We start from the raw sequence: 20,186 nt of genomic DNA on the forward strand, positions 1-20,186 counted from the left end.
CGCGCGACTCGGCACGGGATTACTGTTGGTTCGTATGAGCGTCGATATCACCGGCACGGATGCCTGGCAGAAGCTGACCGATCACCACTCCACGATCGCCGATACTCATCTTCGGACACTGTTCGCCGAGGACTCCGACCGAGCGCACACATTCACCCTCGACGCCGCCGATCTTCACATCGACTACAGCAAGCACCGAATCACTCGCGAGACCGTCGAGTTGCTCGTCGAGCTCGCCCGCACCGCCGATGTCGAAGGCAAGCGCGACGCGATGTTCTCGGGCGAGCACATCAACACCTCCGAGGACCGCGCCGTTCTGCACACCGCGTTGCGTCTACCGGCCGACGCGTCATTGACCGTCGACGGCCAGGACGTCGTCGCCGATGTACACGAAGTCCTCACTGCTATGGGCGAATTCACCGATCGTGTGCGTTCGGGCGAATGGGTCGGTGCCACCGGCGACAAGATCTCCACCGTCGTCAACATCGGCATCGGCGGATCCGACCTCGGACCGGTCATGGTCTACAACGCGCTCCGGCACTACGCCGACGCCGGGATTTCCGCCAAGTTCGTCTCCAACGTCGACCCAGCCGATCTGGTCGGTGCACTCGACGGACTCGACCCGGCATCGACGCTGTTCATCATCGCGTCCAAGACATTCTCCACCCTGGAAACACTGACCAACGCGACCGCGGCCCGTCGCTGGCTCGTCGACGCACTCGGTGAAGACGCCGTCGCCAAGCACTTCGTCGCCGTGTCCACCAACGCCGAGCGCGTCGCGGATTTCGGCATCGACACCGCCAACATGTTCGGCTTCTGGGACTGGGTCGGCGGACGCTATTCCGTCGATTCGGCAATCGGTCTGTCGGTCATGGCCGTCGTCGGCAAAGAGGCGTTCGGCGAATTCCTGGACGGCTTCCATCGGATCGACGAGCACTTCCGGTTGACGCCTCTCGCCGAGAACGCACCGGTGCTGCTCGGCCTGATCGGCCTGTGGTACAGCTCGTTCTTCGGCGCGGAAACCCGTGCAGTGCTTCCGTATTCGAACGACCTGTCCCGCTTCGCCGCGTACCTGCAGCAGTTGACGATGGAATCCAACGGCAAGTCCGTCAAGGCCGACGGCTCCCCCGTCACCACACCCACCGGCGAGATCTTCTGGGGCGAGCCGGGCACCAACGGCCAGCACGCCTTCTACCAATTGCTGCACCAGGGAACACGTTTGGTGCCTGCCGACTTCATCGGATTTGCCGAACCCACCGACGACCTACCCACCCGCGACGGCACCGGCTCGATGCACGACCTGCTGATGAGCAACTTCTTCGCCCAGACCAAGGTGCTCGCCTTCGGCAAAACGGCCGAGGAGATCGCCGCCGAGGACACACCGGCAGATGTGGTGCCGCACAAGGTGATGCCGGGCAACCGTCCGTCCACCTCGATTCTCGCGTCGAAGCTCACGCCCTCCGTGGTCGGCCAATTGATCGCCCTGTACGAGCATCAGGTGTTCGTCGAAGGCGTCATCTGGGGCGTCGACTCCTACGACCAGTGGGGCGTCGAACTGGGCAAGACTCAGGCCCTCGAACTGACACCGGTGCTCACCGACTCCGAAGCTCCTGCTGCACAGTCGGATTCATCGACCGATTCCCTGGTGCGCTGGTACCGGGCGCAGCGGGGTCGCTCAGCCTGAGGTCGGTCGGTGGATCTACGGCCCTGGTAGGAATCTGCGCACCCTGCAGGCGGTGCGGATCTCTGGACGGGCCGTAGATTGCCGCTCGGCGGATCCAAACAGAGCGGCCGTGCGTCCAATCGAGCATGGACTTCGACCAACGTGGGCTCTTCACCCGTGCCGATGCGCTCGCGTCGGGCTTCACCGATGACGACCTTCGTCGGGCACGCGCACACAGGACCATCGTTGCAGTCCGTAGAGGCTGGTTCGTTCGAGGCGACGTTTTCGCGACACTGAACTCTGCGCAGCAGCATGCCCTCCTGGCTCAGGCGACCTATACCGATTCCGGCGACGACGTCGTGCTCAGCCATGTGTCCGCCGCGGTGGTTCTCGGACTCGACGTGTGGAACTTGCCGCTCGACACGGTGACGATGACCACGACGCGCGGCCACTCGGGCAAGCGCAGTCGACGCCGGTTCCTCCACGGCACCGAATTACTCGACGATGAATGGCTCCATATCGACGATATGCGCGTCACACGCCCAGCGCGCACAGTCGTCGACATTGCCAGGACTCATCCACTCGACGTCGCAGTGTGTTTCGGCGATCGGGCATTGCGCCACGGCCTCACCACAATCAAGGAACTCGAGAAGTATTGCGACGCAGCGCAACACAGAAGTGGTGCCGGACGCGCCAGACGTGCTGTCAGCATGATGAGTGCGCGCAGCGACAGTGTCGGCGAGAGTCGATCGCGACTGATCCTGCAGACGGTGTCGACTCCGCTGACCAATCAGACGATCTTCGACGAAGGCGGTCGACGCATCGCCCGTACCGACTTCCTGTTTCCCGACCTGGCCGAGGTGATCGCCGAGTTCGACGGGGAAGAGAAGTATGGTCCGCAGCCACGGAAAGCCGTCATCGCAGAGAAGAATCGCCACAACCGACTCGCCGAGCAGGGCAGGACTGTATTCAGATTCGACTGGCGGGACTTGTCGACTCCGCATGTCATCATCGACCGGCTTCATGCTGCCCATCGGCGCGCAGTGGTCCTCGGCCCGCCGAGTGGACGGTACGCCGAGCTACCCCTCCCCACATCTACGGCGCTCGTAGGAATATGCGCACCCTACAGGCGGTGCGAATTCCAGCGAGGGGCGTAGATCCGCGGCATCACACCCGCGCCAACACCGCTGAGGTATCGACTCCCGTCGGCAGGGTGCCGAAGGCGATGCCCCAGTCGCGGTCGAGTCGAGTGGCACAGAAGGCGTCGGCCACAGCAGGATTCCCGTGCATCACCAGCTGCGCACCCTGGAAGGTCAGAGCCATCAGTTCGACGACTCGTCTGGCCCGGTATTCCATGTCCGAGGTGTCGGAGAGTTCTTTCCCGACACGCGCGATGGCGTCGTCCAATCGAGAATCTTCGCCCGATGCCTGGCCGATCTCACCGAAGAAGGCCTCGACGCTGTCCGGCTGCCGCGCCAATGCACGCAGGGAATCGAGTGCGGCGACGTTGCCCGACCCTTCCCAGATCGACATCAACGGCGATTCGCGGAACAACCGAGGCATACCCGATTCCTCGACATAGCCGTTGCCGCCGAGACATTCGAGGGCCTCGGCGGCATGTGCCGGTGCCCGCTTGCATACCCAGTACTTGGTGATGGCCAACGCGATTCGGCGCAGTGCGCTCTCCTGCTCGTCGCCGCGGGCCGAGCCGTCGGTGGCCTGCGCCAGACGAATCATGGCGGCGGTCGCGGCCTCGGATTCGATGGTCAAGTCCGCCAGCACGTTTCGCATCAGTGGTTGATCGATCAGCTGAGCGCCGAACGCCGCTCGGTGCCGAGCATGATGAACCGCGCGGACTGTGGCGTTACGAAGTCCCGCCGCAGATCCTATGACGCAGTCCAGTCTCGTCATGTTGACCATCTCGATGATGGTGCGCACGCCGCGGCCCTCTTCACCCACGAGCCAACCGGTCGCCCCGTGGTACTCGAGCTCGCCGGATGCATTCGACTTGTTGCCCAGCTTGTCCTTCAAGCGCTGCAGCATCATTCGGTTACGGGTGCCATCGGGCAGGACGCGCGGAAGCATGAAACACGACAGCCCACCCGGTGCCTGCGCCAGGGTGAGGAACATGTCCGACATCGGCGCAGAGGTGAACCACTTGTGACCGGTGATCGAATACGTCCCGTCCGACGACGGGGTTGCGGTGGTGGTGTTGGCGCGGACGTCGGATCCGCCCTGCTTCTCGGTCATCGACATACCGGCGATCAGTCCGCGTTTCTCGGACGGGACACGCAGACCGAAGTCGTATTCCCGCGAGGCCAACAGTGGCTCGTATTGTGCTGCCAGAGAGGGGTTGTGCCGCAGAGCCGGAACGACGGCATAGGTCATCGAGATGGGGCACATATGACCCGCCTCGGCCTGTCCCCAGACGTAGAACTTCGCTGCGCGGGCAACATGTGCACCCACGCGATCGTCGGTCCAGGGGCTGGCATGCAGTCCGTGCTCGACGGCGACGGTCATCAAATCGTGCCAGTGCGGATGGAATTCGACCTCGTCGATGCGATGACCGTAGCGATCGTGAGTCTTCAACACCGGTGGGTTCTCGTTGGCGAGCCGCCCCCATTCCTGGGCCTCGACTCCGCCGGCGAGGGCTCCCAACTGCCGAACCTCGTCGAGCGCCCAGCCGCCACCGGCCCGCGCCAGGCCGTCGAGCAACGACGCGTCCGCGGATGTGTCGTACGGGCTCAGGTCGACTGCCTGATTGAATACCTCATGCGTGTCCATCTCGAACTCCTAACGCGCGCAACGACAATGCGACCAGACCCGGGACCGGATCCTTGGATTCGTGTGAAGACAACGGACCGACCAGCACTTCGCCGACGGCACCGACCAGACCTGCTGCCGAGATCGCTGCGTCCTGCTCGGGGATCTCTCCGGCTGCGATGCCTGCCGCGATCGCGTCGGCGAATGCCTCGGTGAATTTCCGCCGGAAGACCAACCGCTCGGCGTCGACGGCGGGGTCCACCGGTTCGGCGAGCAGCGCGTATGCCATCGTTCGGTTCTTCAGGGCTCGTCCGGCGAAGGTCTCCACCACTGCCGTCACCCGCTCGGCGGTGCTTCCATGCCCGGCAACAGCGACCACCGCGGCGACCTCACGGCCGCAGACCTCGCGGAAGATGGCGACCACCAGGTCCGCCTTGCCCTCGAAGTGGGTGTAGACACTGCCTGCGGATACTCCCGCGGCCGCGGCGACCGACGCGATCGACAGACCTGCGTAGCCGTGCGTCGAAAGCACCTCGATGGCGGCAGCGAACAGCTTCTCGCGGCCGGCGTCGAGCCTGGCTTGCACCGCGGGGGTTCGGCGATAGGGCATGCAAGGATTGAAGCATTGATTCATTGCTTCACGCAAGAGAACTCGAGTAGGGTTCACAGACATGCCGGTACGGATCGAACGATCAGGCCCCGTCACCACAATCGTTCTGTCGCGCCCGGAGGTGCGGAACGCCGTCGACGGCCCCACGGCCCAAGAGCTGATTCAGGCGTTCGAGGAGTTCGACGCCGACGAGGCCGCATCGGTGGCAGTGCTGTGGGGCGAGGGTGGCACGTTCTGCTCGGGAGCCGACCTCGGGGCGCTCGGCACATCCCGCTCGAACCACGCGACCGAACACGGTGACGGCCCGATGGGTCCGACGCGGATGCGGTTGTCCAAGCCGGTCATCGCGGCGGTCTCCGGGTACGCCGTCGCGGGCGGACTCGAGCTGGCACTGTGGTGCGACCTGCGTATCGCCGAGGACGACGCCACGTTCGGCGTGTTCTGCCGCCGGTGGGGTGTTCCGTTGATCGACGGCGGCACAGTGCGATTGCCGCGCATCATCGGTACCGGTCGGGCGATGGACATGATCCTCACGGGCCGCGCCGTCGATGCCCAGGAAGCTCTGAACATCGGACTGATCACCCGAGTGGTTCCGGTGGGGCGGGCCCGCTCCGAAGCGGAGGCCTTGGCCGCCGAACTCGCTCTGCTGCCCCAGACCTGCATGCGCGAGGATCGATTGTCCGTTCTCGAGCAGGACGGCCTCGACGAGGAGTCCGCGATGAAGAACGAGTTTCGACATGGTGCCATCTCGATCACCGCCGACGCGCTCTCGGGCGCGAGCAAGTTCGTCTCGGGCGCGGGACGCCACGGCACCCCGAGTCCGTGATCTCGACACGCTTGTCGGTGATCGACGAGATTTTCCTCCGCACCCATCGCGGATATGGCATTCCCATTGCACTGCAGGGTATCTGGCGTACCACCGAGACGGTGACGAGGCAGGAACTCGGCCGGGTACATCAAGAATTGGCCGTCGGGCAACTCGGCCGCAGAGTCGGCAACCCCCGCATACCCGGTGCCCGACTCCGCTGGGACATCTCACCTGAGTCGCTGCCGCTCGAGTACGGCACCGATGCCGTCGACGACGTCATCGCATGGGCCGATACCCAGGCCGACGTTCCACTCGACCCGCAGTACGGTCCCGGTTGGCGATTGACGGCCGCTCCCCTCACGCACGGCGGCACCGTGGTGTCGTTGGTCTGCTCACACGCGTTGGCCGATGCGCGGGGTCTCATAGATGCTGCCGCACAGGCATTCTCCGGTGACACAAGGCCCGTCCCCGTCCCGCATCCAGGCTCGGATACCCGAGACGCGATCGCGATGATCCTGAAAGTCCTCGTTCGATCCATCGCAGCGACGGCGAGGTTGTGGGTCAGCAAGAAGGCCCGAGCCGAACTGCGTGCGTTCACCACCGCCGACACCGGTGGCGTCGCCCCGCACCGGGCGCGGCAGATGCACGCGGTGATCGTCGATATCGATGCCGCAGAGTGGGATTCGGCGGCAGAAAGCGTTGGCGGTTCGGCCAATTCCTTGTTCGTCTCCATTGTGGCCGCCACGATGAGCGAACTCGGTTCACCCGCCGTGACCGTCGACATCCCCTTCCGCACCGGATCCGGTGATGCCAACTCGATCGGGATGGCCACCGTCGCCGTCCGTGGAAGCGACTCACCCGCGGACATCCGAATCGCCTGCAAGGCCGCATTCGGAGCTCCCGTCGGAGCGCCGGCCGGCTATCCACCGGAGATCGTTCAGCTGCTCCCCCACCGCATCGCCGCGAAGCTGACGTCGACACCGGGACGCGGAGAAGTGTTGTGCTCCAACATCGGCGATATCCCGAGTGCCGTCACCACCCTCGGCCCCCACCGATCACGCGGGCTGGCCACCCGGGCGATCCACCCGAATCCGTCGGGCGCAGTGTCCACCATCAGAATGTCGACCTACATCTCTCGAATGAACGGCAACTACACGCTCTCGCTCGTGTGCACCGACTACGCCCTGGTCGGTTCGTCGGCCGAGCTCGCATCGGCTGTACAACGAGCTCTCGCGACGCGAAACCTGGCCGGTAAACCCTGGTAGGTCTACCGTGGTCGCCATGAACGAGCACGATATCCACACCAAGATCCAGCAGCTCATCGCCACCGAGCACAAGCTCCGCAGCGAGACCCAGGCCGGCGACATCGACCCGACTACCGAGAAGGCCGAATTGGCCTCCCTCGAGCACGCCCTCGATCAGTGCTGGGACCTGCTGCGCCAGCGCCGCGCACGCATCGACGCGGGCAAGGACCCCGATACCGCAACCGCCAACAGCGTCAACCAGGTCGAGGGCTACTTGCAGTAGTCAGACCATTCGATCCGTCAGCACGTTCGGCAGAAACCGCAGCGCCGCGTCGATGCCTCGCCATTTGAGGCCGGGCAGCGCGGCGCGGCGAGTTTCGCTCTCGATCTCGTCGATCATGGCGGTCACACCCTGGTCCAGAGTGGCTGTGAGAGCGGCACTGTCGCCCGCCTTGGCGGACATGTCGGTGGCGATGAAGCCCGGCAGCAACGTGGTGACGGCGATGTCGGTTCGCGCCAGTTCGGTCGCCAGCGATTCGCCCAGCGAGGCCACGGCAGCCTTGCTCGCCGAGTAGGCCGCCTTGGCTCCCGGCAGTCCCCGGTCTGCACTGATCGACGAAACGAACACCAGGTGCCCGCGCTTCTGCTCTCGGAAGATCGAGAGTGCGGCCTCCGCCTGCGACAGGGCACCGACGAAGTTGGTGCGCGCGGTCTCCAGGTTGGCCTCGGCCCTCCCGGTGCCGATCTTCGCGCCCTTGCCGAGCCCGGCATTGACGATGACTCGATCGAGTCCGCCCAGTTCGTCTCGCAACGTGCCGAACACCTCACCCACTGCATCGTGATCGGTGACGTCGAGGGCACGGACCGAGACGGTGATGTTCGGGTTCTGGTGCATCAACTCGACGCGGAGTTCGTCGAGTCGCTCCACCCGCCTGGCACACAGCGCCAGATCGCGGCCCATGGCGGCGAACCGTCGGGCCATTTCCTCACCGAGCCCCGAGCTCGCTCCGGTGATCAGAATCTTGTTCCGAGTGGTCGCCATAAACGGCGAGCCTATGTCACTGTGGAGTGATGGCCCCAGAGAGCTCGGAATTCGATGTCATCGTTATCGGCGGTGGCCCGGTCGGCGAGAACGCCGCACAGTACGCAATACAGGGCAGCGATCGCACCGCAGTGATCGTCGAGCACGAACTACTCGGCGGTGAATGCTCCTATTGGGCCTGCATGCCCAGCAAGGCACTGCTGCGTCCGAGCGAGGTTCTCGACACCGCGCGAAACATGCCGGGAGTCAAAGAATTGGTCGGTGATCAGCCCCTCGATGCCGACGCTGTTCTGGCCCGACGCGAGTCCTACACCCACGGCCTGGACGACTCCTCGCAGGTGACGTGGGCCGAGTCGGCGGGCATCTCGGTGATCCGTGGCCATGGGCGACTCACCGGGATCAAGACCGTCGAGGTCGACGGCCGCACACTCACTGCCCGTCACGCTGTTGTCCTCGCCACCGGAACCACCGCATCGGTACCGAAGACCCCCGGTCTGCGCGATGCCCAGCCGTGGATCTCCCGCGATGCCACCAACATTCACGAGACGCCCGGGCACATCGCGGTGATCGGCGGTGGCGTCGTCGCGACGGAGGCGGCCACCTGGTTGCTCTCTCTCGGAGCGAAGGTGACGATGATCGTGCGCGGATCGTCGCTGCTGGCCGGTTCCGAACCGTTCGCCGGCGAACTGGTCGCCGAGGCTCTGAAGAAGCGCGGCGCAACGATCATGCTCGACGCCTCCCTCGAGTCGGTGTCACGAGAGAACCCTGCCGCCACCGGCATCGGACGAATCCACGGCGGCCAGGTCACTCTGGTCGTCGGCGGTAGCGAGATGGTCGCCGACGAAGTTCTCGTCGCTGCGGGACGTACTCCGGCGAGCTCTGACCTCGGCCTGTCGAGCCTCGGACTCGACGAGGGCCACTACATCGACGTCGACGATCACCTGTCGGTTCCGAGTCACGACTGGCTGTATGCAGTGGGTGACGTCAACGGCCGTGCGCCGCTGACACACATGGGGAAATACCAAGGCCGGGTGGCCGGTGACGTCATTGCCGCCAGGGCCGAAGGAAAGCCGCTGGACCAGAAGCGGTTCCGCGCCACGGCGGACCACGGACAGATTCCCCAGGTGGTGTTCACGCCCGTCGAGGTGGCGTCCGTCGGACTGACCGAGGCAAAGGCCCGAAAGGAAGGCATCGACGTCGAGATCGTGGCGCAGGACATCGCCGTCGCGGGTTCGTCTCTGCAGCAGGACGATTACTCGGGGCGGGCGCAGCTGGTGATCGACCGCGCCACCGACACGATAGTGGGCGCGACGTTCGTCGGGCCGGGCGTCGCCGAGCTCGTTCATGCCGCCACTGTCGCGGTGGTCGGTAAGGTCTCGCTCGACGATCTGTGGCATGCGGTGCCGTCGTATCCGACGGTCAGCGAGATCTGGCTCCGGCTACTCGAGGCTCGTCGAACAACCGATCACTGACGCATGTAGGCGGCGGCGATGCCCTCGTAGGTCTTCGGATCGGCACGCCTGATGCGCAGTGCCACCAGGACTCCGAGGATCGCCGCGAGGATCAGCACCACGGGAATCGCGTTGACGATCGCAGAATCGGAACCGGTCAGGATGCTGTAATGCGTTCCGGCAAGCACCAATCCGGTCATGAACCCGGCGAAGCCGATGCCGGGGGCAATTCCGGTGCGCCACAGTGAGCGATCCGGATGGCCGATGAAGAACACCACCACCGACAGCGCCGCAGCGGCTTGAAGGGCGATCACTCCGAGGGTGCCGAGGCCGATGGCACCTGCGGCGTAGATCAGGTACGGGTCTGCACCGGTCACCGCGAACGCGGTCAGCGACACGGCAGCAACGACCGAGGCGGTGACGCTGCCGATGTGCGGGCTCGAGTGGCGCGGGTGAATTCGGCCCAGTCGCACGGGAAGTACGCGCTCTCGCCCGAGGGCGAACAGATATCGACTGGCCGCGTTGTGCACGGCGAGATACGACGCGAGCACACTGGTGCACAGCAGCACCGCGGTACCGTCGTACAGCACGGTCCCCCCGTACTGCTGCGCCAGCGTGAACAGAAGATTGCCCAGTTCGGTCTGGGCCAGGACCGGTGCGTCGACTCCGCCCGCGGCCCCGACGATGATCCAACTGGTCAGCACGTAGAAGACGGCGATGAGCGTGACCGCGATGAACGTCGCGCGTGGGATGCTGCGCCTGGGATCCTTGGTTTCCTCGCCGTACAGTGCCGCAGACTCGAATCCGATGAAACTCGAGAAGGCGAACATCATCGCTATCCCCAGCGATCCGGAGAACACCTGCGTCGGGGTGAACGACTCCAGTGGCACTGCCGCGGTTCCCTTGTCACTTACCACCAGGACGTTGAACACTGTCAGAAAAGCGAACTCGAGCACCATCAGCGTTCCCAACACCTTGGCCGAGAGGTCGGCATTTCGGAAGCCGAGAAAAGCGACAATCACGACAGCGGCTGCCGTGAAGACGTACCACGGAATGTCGATACCGGAATCAGCGAATACCAGGTGCGTGAAATATCCGAATGCGCCCGAAAGCCCGCACGCCAGCGAGGTATACGCGACAACTGCGACGTATGCGGCAGCAACACCGGGCGGTTTCCCCAGCGCCAGACCGATGTAGGTGTAGAACGCACCGGTGCTGTACACCTGCTGGCTGATCGCCGCGAATCCCACCGAGAAGCACAGCAGCACAACGGCACTGATCGCGTAGGCAGCCGGCAGCCCGGCACCGTTTCCGCGTATCAGAGCCAGCGGCACATTACCGATCATCGCTGCCATCGGTGCCGCGGCAGCCACCACCAGAAATACCACGCGTCCGGTGGTCAGAGTACGTCGCTCGGACATCGTTGGGACGCTACTCGCAGAGGGAGCAGAATGCTGACATGGAATACGAGCGTGGATTCGACAGACTGGTCAACTTCAGCGATGCCGTGGTCGCGATTGCCGCTACATTGCTCATTCTGCCGTTGGTGGAGCTGGCCGAACCGGACGAAAGCGCACAATTCGTCGATATTCTGCGTGACCACGGCGTCGAGCTGTTCGCATTCGTACTCAGCTTTCTGGTCATCTTCTCGCAGTGGCTGAGCCACCATCGTGTCTTCCGAAACCTGGTCGGATACACCCGGAGTCTGATGTGGGTGAACTTCGTCTGGTTGTTGTCCATAGTGTTTCTGCCGTTTCCCACCAAGTTGATCGCCGAGAAGAGCGGCTACGACGCGAGCGCGTCACCGCTCTACGTCGCGACCATCGCGGTGTCGGTCATCGCGATGTTCGTGGCCGACGTGATCGTGTCTCGGCACCCGAACATCGTCGCGAGCGATACCCCGACGTCCGCGAGCACGCGCAACGGAGCCATCACCTCGACACTGATGCTGGTGGCTCTCGGGCTGTCGTTCACCCCGCTCGGTCTGTGGTCGCTCCTGATTCTGTTGCTCACTGCGCCGATCAACCGCCTCGAGGATCGAGTGGCCAAGTAGATTGGACGTGTGAGCACCGAGAGCACGTCGAAGCAACAGCCGCTTCTGGTGCTGGGCAAGATCACCGAGATACTCGACGCCTTCTCGTTCGACCGTCCCTCGTTGACCCTCGGCGAGATTCAACAGACCACCGGACTACCGACCTCGACTGTCCAGCGTCTGGTCACCAATCTGGTGCAGCAGGGATTTCTGGACCGGAGCGGCGATCGCATTCGCATCGGGGTGCGCATGGCCTACTGGGCCGCGACGGCGACCAAGGACCTCGACGTGCTGTCGATCGTCAACCCGATACTCAAGGACATGCGCGATCTGACGACCGAAACGGCCTGCTTCTTTCGGCCCGAACAGAACTATCGCGTGTGCGTCGCGATCGCCGAGACGCGACATGCGTTGCGACGAGACATGTACGTAGGCAAGGTCATCCCGCTCAGCGCGGGATCGGCCAGCCGCGTCCTGCTGGCCTGGGATTCGGAACTGGCCGAGCGTGTTCTCTCCCGCGAGCTCGAATCGATGACCGAGCAGACGGTGACCGAGGCAGAGACGATGCGAGCGTTGTTGGCGCAGACCAGGTCCGACGGCTATGCGATCACTACCGGTGAGCGCGAGACCGGAGCGTCGGGCCTGTCCGCTCCGGTGTTCGACTCGGCTGCGGACATCGTCGGTGCCGTCACGATCAGTGGCCCGACACTGCGGATGCCGCAATTGCAGTGCGAGGCCTGGGTGGATCTGCTGATCTCCCACGCCGAGCAGATCACGAGAACCCTGGGCGGACGCTACCCCGCGTGACCCCACGCGTCGGGATTCACCGGATGCGGTGGCATCGAACCACCGAACATCGCTGCTGCATTGGTGGCGCACAGCCGAGCCATCTCCGAACGCACCGACACGGTCGCGCTCCCCACGTGTGGGAGCAACACCGTGTTCGGTAGCGACGCCAGCCCCGGTTCGAGGTCCGGCTCGCGCTCGTAGACGTCCAAACCTGCTGCGGCAACGGTGCCCTCGCGAAGTGCGGTCACCAGAGCGGCCTCGTCGATCACCGGCCCCCGCGCAGTGTTGATCACGATCGCCGACGGCTTCATCGCCGCGAGTACGTCCGCGTCCACCAGATGGTGCGTGGAATCCGACAACGGCACATGGAGGGAGAGGAAGTCGCTGGTCGTGACGATCTCGTCCCAGGACGCGTGCTCGACGCGACCCGCGAATTCCCCGAGTTCGTCGTCGGAGACCTCTCGGTCGTCGGGCGGGCGGGGACAGAACTTGACCGTCATGCCGAAACCCAGTGCTCGACGCGCGGTGGCGCGGGCGATACGACCGAACCCGGCCAGCCCCAGCACTCGACCCGAGACATCGCTGCCGAGAAGCAGTTCCGGCTCCCATCCGGTGAACGAGCCGGAGCGGACGAACGCGTCGGCCTCGACGGCGCGGCGGGCAGTGGACAGGATGAGCAGCATCGCGATGTCTGCCGTCGAATCCGTCAGCACCCCGGGGGTATTGGCGACCGTGATGCCGCGTTCGGTTGCGGCTGCAATGTCGATGTTGTCGAATCCGACAGCGTAGTTGGAGATCCCGACGAGTGATGCCGAGGCCAGCAGCTCCGCATCGAACCGATCACGCAATTGGGACACGACGACCGAGTATTTCCCGGAGGAGCAGGCGGCGACCAACTGCTCGTGATCGACCTCCAGAAGGTCCACTTCCCCGGCGGCGCGCAGGATATCCATGCCCGGGTCCGGGATCTCGGTGGTGACGAGGATGCGACTCATACGACCCACTCGAAGGCGCGCGCCTCGGACCGTGCACCCTGAACTGTTTTCGACCTCATGGGCTCGCCCAATTCGGTGAGCAACTCCTCCGACAGAGTCGCCATGGCTGCAAGGGTTTTCGGCTCGAACCAGTCCGGCCGCGTCGCGAACAGAATGTCCTCCGACGAGGTGTTACCACTGGCTCCGGGGGCGAAAGGACAACCGCCGAGTCCGCCGAGCGAACCGTCGACCATCGTTGCTCCGGCGGAGATCGCGGCAAGAGTGTTCGCAACGCCCAGGCCCCAGGTGTCGTGACCGTGGAACACCACTCTGCGATCGGGAGTTTCGGCTCGCACCCGCGAGATCAGCGACTGCACCTGCACCGGCACCGCCTGCCCAAGGGTGTCACAGATGACGATATCTGTTGCGCCCATTGCTCGTTCGTCGTTGGCGATCTCGATGACCCGATCCGGCGGCACCTGTCCCTCGAACGGGCAGGTGAAGGACGTCGCGATGCACAGCTCGATCTCACCGCCCACCGATCGCGTGATGTCGATGGCATCGGGCATGGCCGCCAGTGACACCTCGGTGGTACGACCGATGTTGGCCTGATTGTGTGAGTCCGATGCGGAGAAGCAGTACTGAAAGTTTCGGGCCCCGGCGGCGGCGGCCTTCTCGACGTGACGTGGAGTGGCGACCCACACCCAGCATCGCGCGAGTTCCTCGGCGGTCAATTCACCGATGACCTCGAGTGTGTTGGCCATCGGCGGCACCTTGTCGCCCCGTGCCATCGACCCGATCTCGAGCGACGGTACACCGAGTTCGATGAGCGCCCTGATGATCTCGAGCTTGCGTTCGGTGGAGAGCATCTTGCCGGTGAGCTGAAGTCCGTCGCGCATCGTGACGTCGCGTAACTCCGCGGCGGGGGTGAATCGGTACATCTACAGGCCCATCTCTTCGTCGGTGCGGCCGAGCAGGGTCGACAGTACTTCTCGGGTGTGTTCGCCCAGATCCGGTCCGACCGAACGAATCGGCAGAGACGTATCACCGATCACAGGAACGACACCGACGAATCCGACGTCGGTCGGCTCGTCCTCGCCGGTGTCGACCTGGAAGTGCTGGATCATGTTGCGGGCGGCATACTGCTCGTCGGCGACGATATCGGCCGCGGTGTAGATCGGTCCCGACGGCACTCCGGCGGCGTCGAGGATCTTCAAAGCCTCTTCGCGCGAGTGCAATCCGGTCCAGGCCGAGATAGCGGCGTCCAACTCGTCGCGTCGACGCCATCGGCCGGCGTTGGACGCCAGGTCCGGATCGGCTCCCAGATCGGGACGGTCGATGGTCTCCATGTAGCGCTGGAAGATGGCGTCGCCGTTGCCGGCGATGATGATCGAGTGACCGTCGTTGCACGGGTATGCGTTCGACGGTGCGATGCCTTCCATCCGGCCGCCCGTCCGTTCGCGCTCGACGCCGTAGGCGAGGTAGTCCGGGATCAGCGATTCCATCATCGACAGAATCGACTCGTTCAGTGCGACATCGATGGAACGTTGCGCCAGCGTGAGCGGAGTCTGCTGATCCGGTGCCTGCGCCGCCCGCAGAGTCTGTCGCTGAAACAGGGCCATGACACATCCGAAGGCCGCGTACAGACCGGCGATCGAATCCCCGATCGAGACACCGACTCGCACCGGGGGCCGGTCCGGATCACCGACGAGGTTGCGGAAGCCGCCGTATGCCTCTGCGACAGCAGCGAATCCGGGTCGTTGCGACATCGGGCCGGTCTGCCCGAAGGCCGAGATACGCGTGATGATCAGTTCGGGGTTGGCTGCGCTCAGCACCTCCGGTGAGATGCCCCACTTCTCCAGAGTGCCGGGCCGAAAGTTCTCGAGCACGATGTCGCACTTCGCCGCGAGATCGACGACGTCCTTACGCCCCTGCTCGGTGCGCAGGTCCAGCACGATCGACTTCTTGTTCCGGTTGATCGTGCGGTAGAGCATCGACGTGGTGCCCGAGTACAACCGCCAGTTACGCAGTTCGTCTCCGGTTCCCGGCCGTTCGACCTTGATCACCTCGGCACCGAAATCAGCGAGCATGCGCGCCGCAGTGGGTGCGGCTATGTAGTTGCCGAGTTCGAGAACTCGAACTCCGCTGAGCGGCAGTGCCATCGTGTTCCTTTCGATACTCCCAGAATCAGGGCTCACAGAATCAGGGCTCACAGGATCCAGCTCATCGGCACGATCAACACGATGGCGATGACCGAGGCCAGCGAGACGCCCACCGAGCACGTCTTGAGTGTGCCCCTGGTCGACTGGCCCATCAAGGACTGCAGCAGCCAGAAGGTGTTGCTGGTGACGTGCACGGCGAACAGCGACCCCGCGCCCGCGGCCAACGCGATGAACACCGGGTCGAGGCCGATGAGCGGAGCGACCGGGGCGAGGATTCCGGCCGAGGTAATGGCGGAGATCGTCACCGATCCGACGACGATGTGCAACGCGGCAGCGATGACCCACACCATCAACAGCGGAGCCGCGGTGCTGGCCGTGAAGTACTGGCCGAGGATGTCGCCGAGACCCGCCTCGTTGATGACGGCCGCGAGCGAACCACCGACACCGGTGAGGATCAGAATTTGCCCGCTCTCGGCGAAACCACGAGCCAGTGCTTTCTCCACTCGTGCCTGACCGACGTGGTAGCGGCCGATGAGACACGTCCCGACCAAGCCGATGAGCAACGCGATGACCGGGCTGGCGATGAATTCGACCACCGGAACCGATATTTCGGCCACTTCGAGTACGGCACCGATGGCGATGAGGACGAGCGCGAGCAGCAGCGGCGAGAGCAACACCAGCAGCGACGTCTGCTTCTCGGTACGCACCTTCTGCGCCACGCCACCTCCGGTTTCGAGGGGCTCGTCGTCGGAATCGACAGGCTCAGGAACCACAGGCTCTGGGACTACGACGATCTGCTGCTCGTCCTTCTCCTCGTTCCACCAACCGTGCCGGAACACGAACGACATGATGGCCACCGACAGCACGACGACCGGAACGATCAGGATCAGTCCGTAGATCATCATCTTGCCCAGCGGCACGCCGAGCAGGCCGGCCAGCGCGAGCGTCGCGACACCAGGGACCATGAACACGATTCCGCACTCGAGCGAGATGGCCAGTGCCGTGGCCATTCTCGCTGTTCCGTATTTGCCGATCTTGGGGGCGAGGTTGCGAGCGAGCGGAGCGGAGATCACCAACAGCACGTCGAGGAAGATGGACTGCAACACGGTCGCGATGGTCGGCGACAGCGCATACGGGAGCCGTTTGGGCCCGAACGTTTTCAGCAGGGTGCCGACGAGACGCTGGATGGCGCTCATCTCCTGCAGCACCGACCCCATCAGCACACCGAACGCGATGAGCAGCCCCACCTCGGCCATGATCTCGCCGAAGCCGCCCGTGATCGTGTCGACGGTGGCCCCGACTCCGAGCTTCGTCGCCAGACCCAGGTACGCAGCCCCGAGTACGAGCGAGATCACCGGGTTGAAGTGAAAACGAACGATGAAGACCACCACCGCCAGCACGGCAACGACGGTGTTGATCACGATCCACATATCGGACATCGGCAATTCTTCCCGCTGGATTCAGTGACCCACGCCATGGCGCGCGGTTCGGTGTGATCCGTCACACCAATACTCATATTATGGGCACAGATTTGCTTCGTGAGCAAGCAGGTGGGTTGCCTTCGACGCCGGAGGCGCAACGACGAGGAGGTCAGATCGGCTGCGCGCGCCTGACCGACAGTGCTGCACGTGCCGCATCCAGCTCGACCGGGGAGCGCACCGCCAACTCTCCGACCCGCAGAATGCCGTCGGACAGCGGTTCGACACGGAGCCCGCCACGACCGATCAGCGCCTTGCGCGCACCGTCGGCCACCATGCGGTCCATCCACGCGCACGGGTGAGCCGGCCTGCCGCCGCGGAACGTGATCCAGCCGTCGCCGGAGTTCAGCTGAAACTCCTCCCCTCGCAGCGGGTCGAGTTCGAGCCCGCGAACCACGAGGTTGCGCCTGGCCACGGCCGGATCGGGTACCTCGACACCGAGCACATCTCCCAGCGCCTCCCAGGCCTCGACAGCCAGGAGGCTCACCGCGGCCTCCGTGTGCGCCTTCACGCCGAAGAAGCGATCGCCGCGGATGCCCTTGTGGGCCACGATCTCGACACTGGACGGCAGATCGGTCGGTACCTCGGCCGGGCCGTCCTTGGATCTCCCGAAGTACGCGTGCGTCGGCGCTCGCAGCAGCTGCACGATTTCGGCGCGATATTCGAAAGACATGTATTCGAGTCTGCCCGGTACCCAACCCCGCCGGTTCTTACCCGGGAGTAAGGACCGGTCAGTACACTCGCGACATGGCTGTGACGACACGCGTGACCACCTCCGACGGCATCATCGAGGGCAAGCCCGTCGGTGACCTCACCACCTGGCGAGGCATTCCCTACGCCGCCCCGCCCGTCGGCCCGCTTCGATTTCGAGCGCCGCAACCCACCGAGCCGTGGGAGGGCGTGCGCGACGCCACCGAGTGGGGCAACGCCTCGATTCAGCACAAGCGCGGCACGATGCTCGCGATCGGCAAGTATCAGCCGTCGAGCGAGGACTGCCTGACGCTCAACGTGCTGGCACCGAACGCACCGAGCGAGAATCCGCGTCCGGTCATGGTGTTCATCCACGGCGGCGCGTACACACTCGGTACGTCGGCCACCCCGCTGTACGGCGGCGGCTCTCTGGTGCGCCGCTCGCTGAAGGACGGCGACGGCATCATCTACGTCTCGGTCAACTACCGACTCGGCGCTCTGGGCTACCTCGACATGTCCCAGTTCTCCACTCCCGAGCGGCCGTTCGACTCCAACCTCGGCTTACGGGATCAAGTTGCGGCCCTGGAATGGGTACAGCGCAACATCGCCGAGTTCGGCGGCGATCCGAACAACGTCACCGTCTTCGGCGAGTCCGCGGGCGGAAACGCCGTCACCACGCTGCTGGCGGTTCCCGCTGCGAAAGGCCTTTTTGCTCAGGCCATTTCCGAGAGCTCCGCCCCGGGCATGACGACCACCAAGGAACGCGCCGATCAGTGGGCCCGCGAATTCGTCGGCTACCTCGGCGGCACGGTCGACAACGCTGCCGAGACGCTGGAGAACGCCGAGGTACTGCGGCTCGGGCGGGCGGGCACCAAACTCGGTCTCACCACGTTGCACCGCACTCCGGGCCTACTCCCGTTCGGCCCGGTCATCGACGGTGACTTCCTGCCGGTCAGCCCGATCGAGGCCTACGCGAACGGCACCGCGCACCGCGTTGCACTGATCATCGGCACCAATGCGCGTGAGGGAACACTGTTTCCGAAGTTCCTCGACGCGTTGCCCACCAACCCCGAGCGCATCACGAAACTGTTCTCGCTCACCGACCCCGACGCCGAAGCCGTTGTCACTTCAGGCTACCGGGGCTACCCGAACGAGCGCTCAGCCATCGACTTCGGTGGCGATTTCACCTTCTGGAAGCCGTCACTGGAAGTGGCCGAGGGGCATTCGCGTCACGCATCGACGTACTTCTACCGGTTCGACTTCGCGCCGCGGTCCATGAAGGTACTGGGCCTCGACGCCACCCACGGGTTCGAGTTGTTCGCCGTGTTCGGCATCAGCAAGACGCTGTTCGGCAAGGCGCTGACGCTCGCCGGCGGACGAAAGGCCTTTTCCGACGTCACCGAGCAGGTGCAGTCGCAGTGGATTGCGTTCGCCACCAACGGCAAACCGCTGGACTCGTGGCCGGAGTACGACGAGGCCGAGCGCAAGACGTTGATCTTCGACACCCGCACCCGGGTACAGAAGGATCCGCGGAGCGACCGGCGCAAGGCGTGGGCCGGCTACCGCGGCTACGACAGCCAGAAGCTCGAACCCGTTACTTGAGCAGACGGGACATGCGGCGGTCGGCGAGGATCTTGCCGGCCGTCTGACACGTGGCGCAGTACTGAAACGATCGATCGACGTACGCGACTTCGCGTACCGGGTCGCCGCACACCGGACACGGCAGTCCGGTCCTGGCATGCACCCGCATGCCCGATCGCTTCTCCCCCTTCAGACGCGCCGCGTCCTGTCCGGCCGAGCGCGCCACCGCGTCGGACAGCACCGAGCGCATCGCCGCGTAGAGCGTCGCGACGGATTCGGGATCGAGCTTGCTCGACGACGCGAACGGCGAGAGCTTCGCGACGTGCAATATCTCGTCCGAGTAGGCATTGCCGATGCCGGCCAACAAGGACTGGTCCACCAACGAGGTCTTCAGTCGCGCAGTGGTACTTCCGAGAATCTCGGCGAACTCGAGCTCGGTGACCGTCAGCGCATCGGGCCCGAGGCGCGTGATGCTCGCGACCTGCTGAGGATCACGGACGACCCAGACCGCCAGTCGCTTCTTGGTACCGGCTTCGGTCAGGTCGATGGCAGGCGTGGCTCCTTCGGGGGTGAAGAAATGGATGCGCAGCGCCAACGGGCCCTTGCCGGGCTTGGGCGGCGCGGCGCTGGGATTGTCCACCCACCGCAGCCACCCGCCGCGCGAAAGGTGCGTGATCAACCACAGGTCACCCGCGCGCAGTGCCAGGTGCTTGCCGAAACGGGCAGCATCGGTGACGTCCTTGCCCTGCAGCTCGGTGAGCGGCGGATCGAACGTCTTGAGAACACTGAGTGCGGCGATGTCGATGCGTCCGATCACAGCACCGACGGCATGCTCGCGCAGAAAGCCGGCAAGGGCTTCCACCTCGGGTAATTCCGGCATGTGTCCAGTATGCAGCTAC

At 64.6% G+C, this 20,186-nt stretch carries 19 protein-coding genes; 9 read left to right on the forward strand and 10 right to left on the reverse strand.

The features are described 5' to 3' along the window. The first annotated feature begins 34 nt into the window (after positions 1-34). On the forward strand, positions 35-1,684 hold the full coding sequence (gene pgi, locus CH294_RS02895) for a glucose-6-phosphate isomerase (protein ID WP_094736939.1): 1,650 nt from the start codon (positions 35-37) through the stop codon (positions 1,682-1,684). A 125-nt stretch (positions 1,685-1,809) separates the two neighbouring features. Next, complete coding sequence (locus CH294_RS02900) at positions 1,810-2,820, forward strand: hypothetical protein (RefSeq protein WP_094736940.1); 1,011 nt, start codon at positions 1,810-1,812, stop codon at positions 2,818-2,820. Positions 2,821-2,830: 10 nt separating this feature from the next. Here the strand turns inward: CH294_RS02900 and CH294_RS02905 are convergent, their stop codons facing one another. Further along, on the reverse strand, positions 2,831-4,447 hold the full coding sequence (locus CH294_RS02905; RefSeq protein WP_094736941.1) for an acyl-CoA dehydrogenase family protein: 1,617 nt from the start codon (positions 4,445-4,447) through the stop codon (positions 2,831-2,833). Continuing rightward, positions 4,434-5,036: a TetR/AcrR family transcriptional regulator gene (locus CH294_RS02910; protein WP_032404341.1), complete on the reverse strand. Its 603-nt coding sequence runs from the start codon at positions 5,034-5,036 to the stop codon at positions 4,434-4,436. Before CH294_RS02910 ends, CH294_RS02905 begins: the two co-directional genes overlap by 14 nt. A 61-nt stretch (positions 5,037-5,097) precedes the next feature. Between CH294_RS02910 and CH294_RS02915 the strand changes: the two genes are divergently transcribed. From CH294_RS02915 to CH294_RS02925, 3 genes are read left to right on the forward strand one after another with little or no spacing between them, the layout of a single operon-like run. Continuing rightward, a complete protein-coding gene (locus CH294_RS02915) occupies positions 5,098-5,862 on the forward strand; it encodes a crotonase/enoyl-CoA hydratase family protein (RefSeq protein WP_032404342.1) in 765 nt (254 codons plus the stop codon). Beyond that, positions 5,859-7,109, forward strand: a complete 1,251-nt coding sequence (locus tag CH294_RS02920) for a hypothetical protein (RefSeq protein ID WP_094736942.1) — start codon at positions 5,859-5,861, stop codon at positions 7,107-7,109. The genes CH294_RS02915 and CH294_RS02920 overlap by 4 nt, the downstream gene beginning before the upstream one ends. Before the next feature lie 16 nt (positions 7,110-7,125). Next, complete coding sequence (locus tag CH294_RS02925) at positions 7,126-7,371, forward strand: DUF2630 family protein (RefSeq protein ID WP_032378297.1); 246 nt, start codon at positions 7,126-7,128, stop codon at positions 7,369-7,371. On the opposite strand, the gene CH294_RS02930 is transcribed toward CH294_RS02925, so the two are convergent. Beyond that, positions 7,372-8,130, reverse strand: coding sequence for an SDR family oxidoreductase (locus CH294_RS02930; protein ID WP_094736943.1), 759 nt, complete (start codon positions 8,128-8,130; stop codon positions 7,372-7,374). 29 nt (positions 8,131-8,159) lie between these two features. Here CH294_RS02930 and CH294_RS02935 point away from each other — a divergent pair, with 29 nt between their 5' ends. Beyond that, positions 8,160-9,602, forward strand: a complete 1,443-nt coding sequence (locus CH294_RS02935; RefSeq protein WP_094736944.1) for an NAD(P)/FAD-dependent oxidoreductase — start codon at positions 8,160-8,162, stop codon at positions 9,600-9,602. Here CH294_RS02935 and CH294_RS02940 read toward each other — a convergent pair. Then, a complete protein-coding gene (locus CH294_RS02940) occupies positions 9,596-11,002 on the reverse strand; it encodes an APC family permease (RefSeq protein WP_037155087.1) in 1,407 nt (468 codons plus the stop codon). The two genes, CH294_RS02935 and CH294_RS02940, sit on opposite strands and share 7 nt — an antisense overlap. A 38-nt stretch (positions 11,003-11,040) precedes the next feature. Between CH294_RS02940 and CH294_RS02945 the strand changes: the two genes are divergently transcribed. Next, on the forward strand, positions 11,041-11,634 hold the full coding sequence (locus CH294_RS02945; RefSeq protein WP_037155084.1) for a TMEM175 family protein: 594 nt from the start codon (positions 11,041-11,043) through the stop codon (positions 11,632-11,634). Between the two features lie 9 nt (positions 11,635-11,643). Then, positions 11,644-12,420 (forward strand): IclR family transcriptional regulator, encoded by a 777-nt coding sequence (locus tag CH294_RS02950; protein ID WP_032404346.1) that lies wholly within the window; start codon positions 11,644-11,646, stop codon positions 12,418-12,420. On the opposite strand, the gene CH294_RS02955 is transcribed toward CH294_RS02950, so the two are convergent. The 5 genes from CH294_RS02955 to CH294_RS02975 form a co-directional block, all read right to left on the reverse strand. Beyond that, positions 12,408-13,397: a D-glycerate dehydrogenase gene (locus tag CH294_RS02955; protein ID WP_094736945.1), complete on the reverse strand. Its 990-nt coding sequence runs from the start codon at positions 13,395-13,397 to the stop codon at positions 12,408-12,410. The genes CH294_RS02950 and CH294_RS02955 overlap by 13 nt on opposite strands. Then, positions 13,394-14,317 (reverse strand): hydroxymethylglutaryl-CoA lyase, encoded by a 924-nt coding sequence (locus CH294_RS02960; protein ID WP_094736946.1) that lies wholly within the window; start codon positions 14,315-14,317, stop codon positions 13,394-13,396. Before CH294_RS02960 ends, CH294_RS02955 begins: the two co-directional genes overlap by 4 nt. After that, a complete protein-coding gene (locus tag CH294_RS02965) occupies positions 14,318-15,538 on the reverse strand; it encodes a CoA transferase (protein ID WP_037155079.1) in 1,221 nt (406 codons plus the stop codon). Between the two features lie 47 nt (positions 15,539-15,585). Continuing rightward, a complete protein-coding gene (locus tag CH294_RS02970; RefSeq protein ID WP_094736947.1) occupies positions 15,586-16,977 on the reverse strand; it encodes an SLC13 family permease in 1,392 nt (463 codons plus the stop codon). A gap of 151 nt (positions 16,978-17,128) precedes the next feature. Continuing rightward, positions 17,129-17,689, reverse strand: coding sequence for an MOSC domain-containing protein (locus CH294_RS02975; RefSeq protein WP_094736948.1), 561 nt, complete (start codon positions 17,687-17,689; stop codon positions 17,129-17,131). 74 nt (positions 17,690-17,763) lie between these two features. Between CH294_RS02975 and CH294_RS02980 the strand changes: the two genes are divergently transcribed. After that, positions 17,764-19,308, forward strand: a complete 1,545-nt coding sequence (locus tag CH294_RS02980; protein ID WP_094736949.1) for a carboxylesterase/lipase family protein — start codon at positions 17,764-17,766, stop codon at positions 19,306-19,308. On the opposite strand, the gene CH294_RS02985 is transcribed toward CH294_RS02980, so the two are convergent. Continuing rightward, the gene (locus CH294_RS02985) at positions 19,301-20,167 is read right to left on the reverse strand and encodes a DNA-formamidopyrimidine glycosylase family protein (RefSeq protein ID WP_094736950.1); all 867 of its coding nucleotides are present in this window, start codon (positions 20,165-20,167) and stop codon (positions 19,301-19,303) included. The two genes, CH294_RS02980 and CH294_RS02985, sit on opposite strands and share 8 nt — an antisense overlap. Positions 20,168-20,186: the final 19 nt, after the last annotated feature.

Origin of the sequence: Rhodococcus sp. 14-2483-1-1 (genome assembly GCF_002259335.1) — a bacterium.
Lineage (GTDB): Bacteria > Actinomycetota > Actinomycetes > Mycobacteriales > Mycobacteriaceae > Rhodococcoides.

Coding starts and splice junctions, on each gene's coding strand:
- pgi (WP_094736939.1), top strand. CDS start 35: ATGAGCGTCGATATCACCGGCACGGATGCCTGGCAGAAGCTGACCGAT.
- CH294_RS02900 (WP_094736940.1), top strand. CDS start 1,810: ATGGACTTCGACCAACGTGGGCTCTTCACCCGTGCCGATGCGCTCGCG.
- CH294_RS02905 (WP_094736941.1), bottom strand. CDS start 4,447: ATGGACACGCATGAGGTATTCAATCAGGCAGTCGACCTGAGCCCGTAC.
- CH294_RS02910 (WP_032404341.1), bottom strand. CDS start 5,036: ATGCCCTATCGCCGAACCCCCGCGGTGCAAGCCAGGCTCGACGCCGGC.
- CH294_RS02915 (WP_032404342.1), top strand. CDS start 5,098: ATGCCGGTACGGATCGAACGATCAGGCCCCGTCACCACAATCGTTCTG.
- CH294_RS02925 (WP_032378297.1), top strand. CDS start 7,126: ATGAACGAGCACGATATCCACACCAAGATCCAGCAGCTCATCGCCACC.
- CH294_RS02930 (WP_094736943.1), bottom strand. CDS start 8,130: ATGGCGACCACTCGGAACAAGATTCTGATCACCGGAGCGAGCTCGGGG.
- CH294_RS02935 (WP_094736944.1), top strand. CDS start 8,160: ATGGCCCCAGAGAGCTCGGAATTCGATGTCATCGTTATCGGCGGTGGC.
- CH294_RS02940 (WP_037155087.1), bottom strand. CDS start 11,002: ATGTCCGAGCGACGTACTCTGACCACCGGACGCGTGGTATTTCTGGTG.
- CH294_RS02945 (WP_037155084.1), top strand. CDS start 11,041: ATGGAATACGAGCGTGGATTCGACAGACTGGTCAACTTCAGCGATGCC.
- CH294_RS02955 (WP_094736945.1), bottom strand. CDS start 13,397: ATGAGTCGCATCCTCGTCACCACCGAGATCCCGGACCCGGGCATGGAT.
- CH294_RS02960 (WP_094736946.1), bottom strand. CDS start 14,317: ATGTACCGATTCACCCCCGCCGCGGAGTTACGCGACGTCACGATGCGC.
- CH294_RS02965 (WP_037155079.1), bottom strand. CDS start 15,538: ATGGCACTGCCGCTCAGCGGAGTTCGAGTTCTCGAACTCGGCAACTAC.
- CH294_RS02970 (WP_094736947.1), bottom strand. CDS start 16,977: ATGTCCGATATGTGGATCGTGATCAACACCGTCGTTGCCGTGCTGGCG.
- CH294_RS02975 (WP_094736948.1), bottom strand. CDS start 17,689: ATGTCTTTCGAATATCGCGCCGAAATCGTGCAGCTGCTGCGAGCGCCG.
- CH294_RS02980 (WP_094736949.1), top strand. CDS start 17,764: ATGGCTGTGACGACACGCGTGACCACCTCCGACGGCATCATCGAGGGC.
- CH294_RS02985 (WP_094736950.1), bottom strand. CDS start 20,167: ATGCCGGAATTACCCGAGGTGGAAGCCCTTGCCGGCTTTCTGCGCGAG.